Source organism: Bradyrhizobium uaiense (assembly GCF_010811875.1).
GTDB lineage: Bacteria > Pseudomonadota > Alphaproteobacteria > Rhizobiales > Xanthobacteraceae > Bradyrhizobium > Bradyrhizobium uaiense.
Map to the genome: position 1 here is coordinate 23,927 of NZ_VKHP01000069.1, position 12,328 is coordinate 36,254.

At 63.2% G+C, this 12,328-nt stretch carries 9 protein-coding genes; 3 read left to right on the top strand and 6 right to left on the bottom strand.

Translation table 11 applies throughout. The features are described 5' to 3' along the window. Positions 1-67: 67 nt before the first annotated feature. From FNJ47_RS18500 to FNJ47_RS18515, 4 genes are all read right to left on the bottom strand, one after another. The gene (locus FNJ47_RS18500) at positions 68-1,294 is read right to left on the bottom strand and encodes a cytochrome P450 (RefSeq protein ID WP_163155553.1); all 1,227 of its coding nucleotides are present in this window, start codon (positions 1,292-1,294) and stop codon (positions 68-70) included. A gap of 73 nt (positions 1,295-1,367) precedes the next feature. Beyond that, a complete protein-coding gene (locus tag FNJ47_RS18505; protein WP_016842874.1) occupies positions 1,368-1,574 on the bottom strand; it encodes a ferredoxin in 207 nt (68 codons plus the stop codon). A gap of 360 nt (positions 1,575-1,934) precedes the next feature. After that, positions 1,935-3,314, bottom strand: a complete 1,380-nt coding sequence (locus FNJ47_RS18510) for a caspase family protein (protein WP_163155555.1) — start codon at positions 3,312-3,314, stop codon at positions 1,935-1,937. Positions 3,315-3,326: 12 nt separating this feature from the next. After that, a complete protein-coding gene (locus tag FNJ47_RS18515; protein ID WP_163155557.1) occupies positions 3,327-5,792 on the bottom strand; it encodes a hypothetical protein in 2,466 nt (821 codons plus the stop codon). Between the two features lie 208 nt (positions 5,793-6,000). On the opposite strand from FNJ47_RS18515, the gene FNJ47_RS18520 reads away from it, so the two are divergent. Beyond that, entirely contained in the window at positions 6,001-6,177 is a 177-nt protein-coding gene (locus FNJ47_RS18520) for a hypothetical protein (RefSeq protein ID WP_163155559.1), read from the top strand. A 119-nt stretch (positions 6,178-6,296) separates the two neighbouring features. On the opposite strand, the gene FNJ47_RS18525 is transcribed toward FNJ47_RS18520, so the two are convergent. Beyond that, positions 6,297-8,540 (bottom strand): hypothetical protein, encoded by a 2,244-nt coding sequence (locus FNJ47_RS18525; protein WP_163155561.1) that lies wholly within the window; start codon positions 8,538-8,540, stop codon positions 6,297-6,299. A gap of 910 nt (positions 8,541-9,450) precedes the next feature. Here FNJ47_RS18525 and FNJ47_RS18530 point away from each other — a divergent pair. Further along, a complete protein-coding gene (locus tag FNJ47_RS18530; RefSeq protein WP_163155563.1) occupies positions 9,451-10,083 on the top strand; it encodes a TetR/AcrR family transcriptional regulator in 633 nt (210 codons plus the stop codon). Between the two features lie 8 nt (positions 10,084-10,091). On the opposite strand, the gene FNJ47_RS18535 is transcribed toward FNJ47_RS18530, so the two are convergent. After that, positions 10,092-11,513, bottom strand: coding sequence for an amidase (locus tag FNJ47_RS18535; RefSeq protein WP_163155565.1), 1,422 nt, complete (start codon positions 11,511-11,513; stop codon positions 10,092-10,094). 88 nt (positions 11,514-11,601) lie between these two features. Here FNJ47_RS18535 and FNJ47_RS18540 point away from each other — a divergent pair. Then, positions 11,602-12,328: alpha/beta hydrolase (locus FNJ47_RS18540; protein ID WP_235999955.1), on the top strand; the 727-nt coding region annotated here is incomplete at its 3' end.

Consider the following 12,328-nt stretch of genomic DNA (forward strand, 5'->3'; position numbering starts at 1 on the left):
GATTCTCTGGACGATTCCGGGGCAAGCTACCTCATTGGGTTGTGCGATGTAACTGCTGTCCGGTTCCTCAGGCGTTCTTGCCGAACAGAACGGGCAGTTGACGCGGGCCGCGCACCGTGCCTTCCGACCAGGTGACCTTGCCGGCAGGGTCGAGCCGGAAATCCGGGATCCGCTTCAGCCATTCCTCGATCGCGACCTGCATCTCCATCCGCGCCAGGTTGGAACCGACGCAGCGGTGAATGCCGAGGCCGAAGGCGGCGTGGCGGTTCTCCTTGCGGTCGATCACCACCTTGTCCGCGTCGGGGAACATGGCGGGGTCGCGGTTGGCTGCGGGGAACGACAACAGTACCATGTTGCCTGCCTTCACCGGGCAGCCGGAGATCGTGGTCTCCTTAATCACCTCGCGTGCCATCGTCACCGGTGAATAGGCGCGCAGGAATTCCTCGATTGCGGTCGGGATCAGTGCCGGCTCCGCAATCAGGCGCTCGCGATCGGCGGGTGTCCTGGCGAGGTGCCACAGCGAGGAGCCGATCGCGCTCCAGGTGGTGTCGATGCCGGCGATCAGGAGCAGCCGCAGCGAGCCGAGCACGTGCTCGTCGGTCAGCGGCTGGCCGCCGGGGCCCTTGGCCCGCAACAGTTGCGAGATCAGATCGTCGCTCGGCGCGAGCTTGCGCTGCTCGAGATGGGCCATGAAGTAGCCTGTCATCTCGCGCACGCCGCTCATCATCTCGTTCTCGTCCTTGATGCCGAGCTCGAGGATCTGATGGATCCACTTGATGAAGAGGTCGCCGTCCTTCTCGGGAATTCCGAGCATATGCGCGATGGCGCGGACCGGGATGTGCTTGGTGTAGCGCGCCGCGGCGTCGCAATGGCCATCGGCGATGAATTCATCGATCAGCTCGTTGCAGATCGCGCGCACCCGCGGCTCCAGCCGCTTCATCGCATCCGGCGTGAACGGCGGCAGCAGCACCTGCTTGGCGGGCTTGTGCTCCGGCGGGTCGGAGGTGATCGGCGGCGCGCGGGCGGAGATTTCGGGGCGGACGTCGCGGACGATGACCCGGCGCGAGGAGAAATGCTCGGTGTCGTAGGCGATTTCCTTCACCGCCTGATAGGTGGTCGGCATGTAGCAGCCGAGGAAACGCTCGGTGTGCACGACCGGCGAGGCGGCGCGCAGCGTCTCCCAGATCGGGAACGGATCGTCGGTCCAGACCGGATCGGTGTGGTCGAAATCATGGACCCAGTCGGTGACCGGGGGATGTTCGGGCAGAAAGCTCGCGGACGGGGAATCGGACATCGGCTCGTTTCCTTCTCGTTCGATCAACGTTGGTCGGCACAACGGGCGGCGCGCGGCCAGCCCTTGGCCGACGCTATTCCTCGGTGACTTCGATCGCGATTTCCGGGCAGTTGGTCTGTGCGAGCCATGCCTTGTCCTCGAGCCCGGCCGGCACGGTCCCGTCGCCGACTTCATGGGCATTGCCGTATTCGTCGAGCTCGAACAGTTCGGGGGCGAGTGATTTGCAGCGGGCGTGACCCTGGCATTTGTCCTGGTCGACGCGGATTCTGAGCTTGGACATGCAAGCACTCTCCCTCGGCTCTGGCGCACGGGTGGAGCGCGCCGGGTTCCTCATTTTAGCTTATGCAAGTTCCAGCTTGCTTGGGCGACCTCTTCACCGGTCGCCAAGTTATATCATATTACATTATTATCGCGGTTGTCCGTCAAGCGAAAATTCAGCGGGCGACAGTCCCGCCGCAGGTTACGAAAACCTTCGCAACTACTGATTTTTTGGGTGCCTGGAGGCTGATGCCTGGGTCCCCGCCGGTCCCGGCGAGGGAAGCGGTGTCCGCGATCGGGCGCGTTGTCTTCTCAAGGTTGGTCGCACCCCCTGCCGCGAGGCGGCGCTCAGTGGCCGCGCGCGGCAGCAGGTCGTCGGCGGCTATGCCGGTACCAGTGGCGGTGATGCGATTGCGCCATTCAAGGCGATCGTCGGCGCGGATGCCGCGTCTGAATCAGCCGTCGAGACCGCGTAATTGTCCCATCGGCCCAGATCAAACGTGCTCGCGGTGAGAATTCGGAAGTAAAGCGCACTGTTATTGCGTAATGCCGCCCAAGCATAGGGTGGGAGGTTATATGTGGCGCCGGTGAAGCGCGACTTGACCTGCGGGTCGTTCCACGAGGCGTAGAAATTGCCGGCGGTTCGTTGTGCCGGATAGCCAAAACAGTTCGGATCGCTCGTGATCTCAAATGCATAATACGCGTTGGCGCCGGGCGTTACATTGAACGCGGGACCGTTGCTTTTCGAACGATCGTAAGTGTTGGGGCCGGTGACCACAGGACCCTGCTGGGTGGTGGGCGGCTTTGCCGGTTGGCCCGTCGCCGAGGTGCGTTGATCGACCACGATCGTCAGCGGCTTCGAGTTGGTGAAGACGTCATCGTTGACCCCGACCGCAAAGTAGTTCGGTGTCTGTTCGGATGGCATCAGCGCCAAGATCGCTTGATGGAATTGCGGCAGCGAGCCGGTGAAATTGCCGCTGTTCCAGACTGACAGGAGTTTTTCGGTAAAGAGCCCGTTACTCTGGCCGTCCTGCGATTCCTGATTGTCTTGACAGCCGGAGATCAGGATCACCGAAGCGGTAATCTCGCCACGCTTGCGGGTCCATTGCGCGGCTTCGTACATCGGCATGTCGCGCTCGAAGACGTCGAGTGCGACAGAGGGAGGAATCGACCGCTTTTGTGTCGCCGCAACGTCAGGAGCGGGGCCGCGCGCACGCGTATTTGCAGCTGGCGCGTAAACCGACTTGAGGTTCTGTAGTCCGCGGCCCTGCGGGAAGATTGGAATTGCTTTGCGTTTCGACTGCGGCCATCGGATGCCGCTCGGGATGAACAGCTCTCGAATGACGGTGCCGCTGTGGCAACTGTCCGAATAGACCTCGATGCGCACGTTTGCCGCAAACTGGCCCCACAGATTGTAGAGCTCGTGTCCGAGGACCATGCGGTCGTAAGCCACCCAGGTGTCGTCAAGACCATTGGGCGAGTCGCCGGTCGTGTCCGGGACCTGGCCGCCGTGACCGGAATAGGAGATGACGCAGGTATCTCCGGACTGCAAATTGTAGGCAGCCTGGCCGATGGCTCCGAGAATGGCGTCGGCGGTCGCCTCACCATCAAGAAGCTTCTGCGTCGTGAAACCCTGCGACTGACAAATCGTCTCCATCGCATTGGCATCGTTGATGCAGCCGGCCAGCGTGCCCGCCCAGCCGTTGTACTTCGATGCATCGACGCCGTTCAGACCAATATGTAGCGAAAAGCCCTGACTCATAACATTCTCCTCCTACAGAAGATCAGCGGTAATTCCGATAACGCTGCCCTTGTTAAGGTCCCAATTGCGCCAGGCGGTCGTGAGCGTGCCGCTTGCGCGGGTCTCGACCAGCGCGAACTGCAGTGTCTGATGTGCCAGATAGTCGTTGATCGGCAGCGTAAACGAAGCGTCGGCCGTGCTGGCTTCAGCCAGACTGATAGTCTCGATGTGGCTGTTTCCCTCGAGGCGTGCCTGGACGGCAAGTGCAGTCAGCTGATGGTTGGAAAAGTTGAGCTGATTGATGAACGTCACGGTGCTGGTGACGTCTTCGACGAACACGTCAAGCTCCTCGATCGACGTCGCAGCGACCGCGGTGGCGTTGGCGAACGCTCGCGTGGTCGCCGGATCAACTTTCGCGGTAACGGTTGTCCCTGGCGCAAGCGTGGTGTTTACGGCCACAACCTGGCTTGTCCCGCTTGCCGTCGACGTGACCAGGTCCGTGACGTTCATGGCCTGCTGTGTGCGATTGGTGAGTGTCGCGGTGTCGCCTTGCAGTGCCCCAGTCACCGGGCCGGATTCGGGAGGTCCAACCACATTGCTGTCGACGATCAGCGCGGCGTTGACGCTGCTGCCGTCCGGCAGCGTGAAGGTAACGCCGCCCTGAATGCCGCTGCGATCGAGCACGGCGGTAAGGAGCGCGGCATTGGCCAGCGGCAGGCTGAGGGTAATGGTGATGGCGTCGAGTACGGTGACTGCTTGCGGCGTGCCCAATTCGGCGGGTAACGCCCACGAATAGCCGACCGTGGCCGCGACGAACGGATCCGTCGGATAGACGATCGTCGGCGTGCTGCCCGACGGCGTCAGGGCGACAAGCTTCGCGCCGAGCTGCAGCAACGCCCCGGGAGAGACGTCCGGAATCAGTGTCGTGGTCAAGGCGTACCGATTGTTCGCCGGATCGACATCGAGCAGGCCATACAGCATGATCATCGGTCGGAAGGCCTTGCCGCCGCTTCCGTCGCCGAACCGCCCGATCCGGTACGCGGTCGGCGCGACCATGAAGCGTCCTGGCTGTTGCAGCGAGCGAAACACGCGGAACGCCGGATCACGCAACGTGGTGACTTCATCGAATGCCTTCAGCGCGGTTTCGCCGAGCTTTAGGGAATCCTGGCAGCCGATCGCTGTTGCAACCCCGGCGTCATTGCGCTGGAGATAGAAGTTCCCGTAGCTGCCGCACGGCAGCGAAGCGTCGGTGGTCTCCTCGCGTACCATCGAACGCGTCACCAGCGTCCGGTGCGGAGTGATTGTTGCCGGGATAAGATGCGGCTGAATGTCCGCAGGCGGTATTGGCGTGACCGCAAGGTGCGAGACGGCCGGTGTCGCCGGTGCCCGTCCGACAATCGAAGGGCTCTCGCGGTCGAACTGCACCGAACCAGACGCACTGACGATCTTCAGGTCCTGCCTGACCAGCGTTGGTCCGCGCACCTGCGCCGGCAGATCGTTGACGGTGGCCACCTTGGCAATCTGGTGGACGAGGCCGCCCCCGATCACGTGGGACGACTGGGGGCTGTCAAAGATGTACTGGTAGGAGGTGAAAGCGTAGGAGACGACGACGCGCGGCGGCTCGCCGGTCCCGGGAAATGCCAGTGACGCATAGGTCAGCCGCACCCAGTCGTCGAGCAACGCGACGGTGATCGTGATCTGGTCGCCGGTCTGGGACACCGTCCCGGGAAATCGCTGGGATTGAATCTCGCTGGTGCCCGCACGGCGATACGGAATCTGCAACGCGCATGACAGATTTTGCAACGGAACCGCTTGCAGCTTGCGATCCGGATTGGCCGCGGCGGCGGCGGCCGTCTCTGGCGTCATCGCGGCCTTGACGGTGAGCCGCACGGTTGCTGTCAATCCGGTTCTTGCGGTGCCGTCCGAGCCAAGCACCGAGCCGGTTTTTGCCAGCACAAAGGAGAACGCCGCGTTCGCGGCATTGTCGCTGGCCGCCGGCTTCACCAATGTGAAGGTCGATGCATACCAGCCGGCCTTCGGGTCGAGCGCATCGGGCCACCAATGCGCGGCGACATCGGACACCACCGGGTAGTTCTGGGTAGGAGACTGGGTATCATCAAGGTGCAGCGGCAGCACGTACATATCGTTGCCGATGAACGTATGTGCGTGCGCATTGAGAGCGATGCCCTGGCTCGTAGCGCCGCCCGAGATCAGCGCGGCCGCCGAAGGCTGCGCGATGTGGCTTGCTGTCATCGCGAACGGCAGGGAGGTGAGCCGGTTGTTCATTGCAACAAGCGGCACCGCCGCCGGCGCCGCCCGCAATGCCGTTTCACCGCCCGACAGGTTCTTCCGCAACGGCGGCACACGGTTCGCGGTGCCGTCGGCGTTCACGACCAGCAGAGACAAATAAAGGTTGCGATCCAGGCCATCGAGAATCCCGCCAAGCATGAGGTCGAGCGACAAATCGTCAATCGGTGGACCGTCGACGATCTCGGTCACAAGTCGAAGCCGCGATGCCCGTCGGTCGAACGCGTAGAGCACGTCGAGCGCGGCTTCCGGCGGCAGGGACGTGGCGATGGTGCCCTCGACCAGCGTTCCGAACAGGTCGGTGCCGGCATAGAATGCGCGACTGTCACGCAGCGAGCACCGGCCGGCACGGACGAACAGCTTCCGGCATGGTGCGTCCAGCCGCGAGGCGAGGGCCGCGATGTCCTGTTCGGGGGTCTCGAACGCAATCACCAGCGACAGCGAACCGCATGTCACCAGCGGTGCGATGGAGGCGTCGTCGAGCGTCGGCATGCGCGACAGCACCAATGTCAACGCCACCCGCGGGCGGCCGGCGATGTCGCGCGCCACCCGCGGCTTGCCCGAGAGATGGTCGTAACCATCTCTCGTACGCCGCACCTGGACCGAGGCTGGACCCGGCAGATCAAGCCTGCTCCAGCCGGATGTCGTGCTCGGCGCGATGTATGGTCCAAGGGCAGACATGGCTGCTCCGCCTGACTAGGCTGGTTCGAAGCTCGAGAACACAACCTCGTCCTTTGGGGCCGGTGCACCCTTCGATGCGCCGCCATCTCCGGGGGACGCCGCCCAGCCGCCGACTTCGCCATAGCCGCCGGCACCGGGCGCGCCCTTGCCGGTCGGCGGAGGCGCCGTTGGTTTCAACGTACTGGGCGGAGGTACGACGTGACCGGTCGAGGGCGGCGGCGTTGCCGGCGCACCTTGTCCAGTTGTCGTTGAGGCAATCGCAGACAACGGGACATCCTTCTTCGTGACGTTGGGATCATCCGGCGTCGGTACCGTCACCATCAGCCCGCCGCTGCCGCCCGTCGAGATCGGAGTGGTCGTCGACCATTCCTGTCCGTGGGTGAACAGCGTGCCTTTGACCACGACGCGAACCGAATATTGAAACTTCGGCACGAAATTCTTCTGCCCGGTGTAAACCAGCCAGTAGCGCGGCGTGTTTTGATCCGCGAACTTGAAGGTGAACTTGACCGGATCCCGGTCATTGCCGTCGTCGCGCTTGCCCAGCGCCTGCATCGTCACTTCGACGTATTGGGTGTCGTCGGTCAGATTGGCGCCAAGCAGGATCGGCCCGACCGAGAGCGTGCCGGCTTCCTCGACGCGGACTTCAACCGCGATTGTGTTGTCGGGCGTTCCGAGCGGGCTTGGATCGAGATCGACGATGTCCTTCTCGACCTGCACGCGGGCATATGGATTCTCGAATTCGCTCGGCGGCTCGGTAAAGTGAATCTGCCGCTTCAGGAACATCTTGTCCGGCTCCCAGCCCGCCGGCGGATGGGCAACGTCGCTCTTCTGCTTCATGAACGTCGCGGTATCGAAATGGGCGTCCGGTCCATCGGACGGACTGAATACGTGTCCATCCCATTGCAGGGCGCCGTCGGCGTTGGGATAGCCAACCTGACAGGACAGGAATGCCACGGGTTCACCGACCCACTTCTGCGTCGGATCCGGCCAGTTCACCACCGGCTTGAAGACGCGCGCGACCTTGCGGTCCCAGTCGCCGATATCGACCGTTAGGAAGTAGACCTTGTCCTTGGCGGGATTGGCCCGGATTTCATCCGCTACGCCGTCGAGCGTGCCGCCGACCTGATAGTTCTGCAGGTAGGCGATTTCCTTGGTCTCGTGATACTCCAGATCGAGGTTGGTGCGCTGCTCGCGCAGTTTGAACGCGGCGCCGCCACCGAAGCCGAGGAAGCCGCCACTGGCCTGTGCCGGTTGCTCGTTGAATGGTGCCGGGTCGAAGATCACCTGCTTCGCCAGGTCCATGAACTTCTGGAAGATCAAGTCGCTCCGCTTGTCCATATATTCTTGCAGCTTGTCTGCCCCAGGCAGCGACTGGTCGACGAATGTGTGGACCTCGATGTCGCCGGATTCGCGGAGGCTGTCGTATTGGGCTTGAATGTCGGCACTCCAGAACAGACCGCCGGCGTGTCCGGCACCTGAGAAGTGATCCTGGATTCTCGACCAATGACCGGTGATATCGATCGTCATCAGGGGACTGACCACCCGGACCATCATGTTCTGCGTCACGTTCATCACGCCGGTGCCGAGATTATGAAAGCCGCTATAGGCAACCGCCGCCGGGATGCTGCCGAGCAGCGCGCTGTAAGCCTTCTCCGCGCCTGGATCGATGGTGCCGGGGCCTTGCCCTGACAGCTTCACGAACATCGGGTCGATGTTCGTGCCGCGATAGCTCTGCGGCACCGTGCGGGGCATGACTCCCGCCGGCAGATAGGAGCGGTTGAGCCCGATCGTCGGTGGCGCTCCTGCGATTGGGCTCTTGCTCGACATCACGGCCGGAATGCCACGGCTGTCGCCCGGCAAGGTGTTGGAGAGCACGCACTGATTGCTGACGATGGGAATGAAAGTGAACCAGGGCTTCTGATTCGAGGTGTATCGCCACAGCGGATTGTCATGGCTGCGAACCTGATCGATCAGCGCCGCATGGGCATCGGCCAGCACGTTGTCCGGCGGCGCCGCAGTCGTCGCGAAATTGATCAGCCCGCCTGCCACTTCGTTGTCGGAACTGGTTTCGCCGACGGTGGTGCCGCTCGATCGCACGCCGGCGAAGTGGATCATGCTGAACTTGTAGTCGCCGTTGGGCTTCCGCGCGAGATTGACCTGCTCGGGCAGCCAGTAATACACCGGCGCTTGCCCAGCTGCCTGCAGTTGCTGGTTGTGCGCATCGACCCAGTAGCTGATACGCCACCCAGATTTCGTCACGACCTGATTGCCGACTGCGAAAAGCGGTCCAACTGGCGTCACCATAATGATACTCCGCTTGGGTTGCGGCGATCGACGGCGCTCAGAGAATTTGTGAAACCGCCTCGCCGTATGAAAGTTGCGCGGGATCTCTCCAGATGGAGGGATACCGAAAAATCGAGTTCAGCCATTGGTAGCTGCTCATCCGTCAATTCGCGGTCACGCGATACTTCCATTCGAAGGCGCGGGTCGCACGATGAGCAAGTTTGGGAAGTTCCCAGGATTAATAATTGCGGTCGCAGTTTGCGCCGGCATCAAGATGCATTGGAAAACTAGAAATATTGATCGAACCGTTTGTCTTGCATGCCTTCCTTCCTTGCCCAATACTGGCTTCGGAACGGATGCGACTTGTGCAGTGGTATTCTCGATCCTTGCAACCAGCATGCTAGACCCGTTGCGGTCGTTCCTTAGTGAGATCGTTCACAACCTCAAAGGTGATTTGCGGGAGTGGTAAACATTTTGCGGCCCTATTCGGTTTACTTCGCCAAGTATGCAGCCAACAGTTGAGCTTCATCTTGCGCAAATCGAGCTCAGTTCGGCTGCTTGCCGCCGCAGGCGCGGCAAGAAGAAGTGAAGCGGTGCCTGTACATGTGGGCGCGGCAGGCCGGAGTTGCAGCTCACGGATGGTGGTGGGCGCGGAGGTCAATCATCCAGTGGATCAGGAAACCGGGGGACCGACCGGTCGCGTCCGGCCTTGAAGATTGCCCCGGGGCGAACGAGGCAAGCTTCGTGGCTATGGCCGGAGGATCCGGCAGGTCGCCGCCACCGGCATTGCGGATGTCGCATCCCCCGTTCGAAGGGGTGACGTAAGCCTTTGATTTCGCTATCCTGTCCTCTGGATGGGCATCACGCTCGAGCAATCATTGCCGCAATGGGACAAATCGTTCGTAAGCCGTTGAAAACCTACCACCATGGCGACCTCCGCGAAGCCCTGATTCAGGCGGCGTTACGCGAGGTCGAGCTCGGTGGTCCCGAAGCGATCAGCATCAAGGCGCTGGCCAAGCAGCTCGGCGTCTCGCAGCCGGCGCCGTACCGGCATTTCGCCGACCGCGAGGCGCTACTGGAGGCGGTGACCGCGGAAGCGTTCCGGCAGTTCAACGTGATCATGCGCGAGGCGATCGAGCAGCCCGGCAAGGGCTCGAAACTGTCGCGCTTTGCCCAGGCCGCGCTGGCCTTCGGGCTCGAGCGCCACGGCATCTACCGCTTGATGTTCGCGTCCAGAACCATGGCCTGCGCGCCTGTCGGCAGCGAGCTGCACGTCGCGGCGATGGAAACGCTGGCGCTGCTGATCGAGTCGTTCGAGGCGCCGGCCGTCGGCCTGTTGCGCGAGCGGCAGGCGCTGAAGATCTGGGCCGGGCTGCATGGCATCGTGATGCTCGCCGAGCAGGGCCTGCTCACCGGCGAGGTCGCCCAGATCAGCCGCGAGGAGCTGATGGACGAGATCGTCGAGCAGACCAAGCTCGCACTCACCGTCGCGCTCAAGGCGACGGAAGACAACGCGTAAGGCGCGCCTTATCGCGGCGGCCGCGGATCGATCGGGGTGGTGCCGCGCACGCCCAGAATATCCTCCAGCACTTTCGCGCCGGCCAGAAGCTGCGCCTCGGCGCGCGGCTTGGCGATCATCTGCAGGCCGATCGGCAGGCCCGACGCGGTGAAGCCGCAGGGCAGCGACAGCGCCGGGCAGCAAGCCAGCGTAATCGCATAGACGATGCCGAGCCATTCGACATAGTTATCGAACTTTTTGCCGTCGCATTCGGCGACGTAGCGATTCTCGACCGGGAATGGCGGCACGATGGTCGCGGGCGCCAGCAGCAGATCGTATCGCTCGAAGAATTCGAGCGCACGCTGCGTCATCGCGACGCGCTGCGCCTCGGCGCGCTCGAGTTTCTCGACCGTGAGCTTCAGCCCTTCCTCGATGTTCCAGATCACCTCGGGCTTCAGCAGGTCTCGCTTGGTGCGCAGCAGCTCGGCCTTGCTGATCGCGAAATCGAACGCGCGCAGCACGTGGAAGCATTCATGGGCCTCGCTGAAGTCGGGATGCGCCTCCTCGACGATCGCGCCGGCCTCCGCGAAGCGCTCGGCGGCCTTGCGGGTCACCGCCTTGACCTCGGGATCGACGGGCGTGATTCCGAGATCGGGCGAGTATGCGATGCGCTTCGGCTTCTTGCCGGAGCGTGTCGCCGACAGGAACGACGTCGGCAGCGCGGGCAGCGACAGCGGATCGGCGGCATGCTCGCCGCTCATCGCGTCGAGCAGCAGCGCAAGGTCCTCGACATTGCGCGCCATCGGTCCCTGCACGCCGAGGGTACGGTCGACGCCGAATTTCGGCGTATGTGCGACGCGGCCGATCGAGGGCCGCAGGCCGACGATGCCGCAGAAGCTCGCCGGGTTGCGCAGGCTGCCACCCATGTCGGAGCCGTGCGCGAGCCACGCGGTGCCGCTGGCGAGCGCGGCCGCGGCGCCGCCGGAGGAGCCCGCGGCCGAGCGCGACGTGTCCCATGGATTGCGGGTCGGACCGAACACCTCGTTGAAGGTGTTGGCCCCGGCGCCGAATTCCGGCGTGTTCGACTTGGCGTAGATCACGCCGCCGCTCTGTTCGAGTTGTTCGACCAGGATATCCGACTTCGCCGGGATGTTGTCCTTGAAGATCGGTGAGCCCAGCGTGGTCAGCACGCCGGAGACGGCGGTGAGGTCCTTGATCGGAACAGGAAGGCCCGCGAGCAGACCGCGCGCGCTGACCGGCTTCTGCATCAGCGCCTTGGCATGGGTGCGGGCGCGGTCGAAGCACAAGATCGGCAGCGCGTTGACCTTGCCGTCAACCTCGGCGATGCGCTTTTCCAGCACGTCGAGCAATTCGAGCGGCGTGACGTCGCCGGCTTTCAGCTTCTCGACGACGGCACACGCCGTTTCCTTCACCAAGCCCTGATCAGCCATGCGCCGTTGCTCCTATGTCTTCTCTTTCGTTGTGCTGTAGAACATTTCCTGCCGTCGTGGCAATGCGATGAGAACGGAAGAGGCAGGGATGGCAGCGTTGTTTTCCGCGCTGGACTGGCGCGCGATGAGCCAGCAGGAGCGCGACCTCGGTCTGAACAACGGCGTGGCCGTCAAGGGCAGCGCCGAGATGGCCGCCGGCTGGGAACAGCGCTCCGCGGTGATGCGGCAGCAGCACGCCGAGCATCTCGACCTCCGATACGGCCCGCGTGAGCGCAACCGGATCGATTTCCTGAGGGCACGCGATGGCGCGCCGACGCTGCTGTTCATCCATGGCGGCTATTGGCAGACCCGCGCCAAGGAGGTGTTCACGATCTTTGCCGAGGGGCCGATGGCACATGGTATCAATGTCGCCTTGATCGGCTACACGCTGGCGCCGGATGCGACGCTCGATGACATCGTCGCCGAGATTCACGCCGGCATCGATTTTCTTGGCGGGCAGTTGCCCGCGCTCGGCGCGGCTTCCGACGGCATCGTCGTGTCAGGCTGGTCGGCCGGCGGACATCTGACGTCGATGGCGCTGTCGAACGCCCATGTCCGGGCCGGCATGGCGATCTCGGGCATCTATGACTTGGAGCCGATCCGGCATTCCTATCTCAACGAGAAGCTCAAGCTCGACGAGGCCGTGTCGCGCCGCAACTCGCCGATGATGCAGGAGGGCGGCACGGCAAAGCCGCTGTCGCTGGGGGTCGGCGAAATCGGCGGGCTGCGTGCGCAGCAGCGGGAGTGCGGGGCCCGGATCTTAGACACAAACTCGG

What these genes read in the sequence shown, in the direction of transcription:
- FNJ47_RS18510 (WP_163155555.1), bottom strand. Translation starts at nt 3,314, where the DNA reads ATGAGTCAGGGCTTTTCGCTACATATTGGTCTGAACGGCGTCGATGCA.
- FNJ47_RS18520 (WP_163155559.1), top strand. Translation starts at nt 6,001, where the DNA reads ATGTCCTGTTCGGGGGTCTCGAACGCAATCACCAGCGACAGCGAACCG.
- FNJ47_RS18530 (WP_163155563.1), top strand. Translation starts at nt 9,451, where the DNA reads ATGGGACAAATCGTTCGTAAGCCGTTGAAAACCTACCACCATGGCGAC.
- FNJ47_RS18500 (WP_163155553.1), bottom strand. Translation starts at nt 1,294, where the DNA reads ATGTCCGATTCCCCGTCCGCGAGCTTTCTGCCCGAACATCCCCCGGTC.
- FNJ47_RS18535 (WP_163155565.1), bottom strand. Translation starts at nt 11,513, where the DNA reads ATGGCTGATCAGGGCTTGGTGAAGGAAACGGCGTGTGCCGTCGTCGAG.
- FNJ47_RS18505 (WP_016842874.1), bottom strand. Translation starts at nt 1,574, where the DNA reads ATGTCCAAGCTCAGAATCCGCGTCGACCAGGACAAATGCCAGGGTCAC.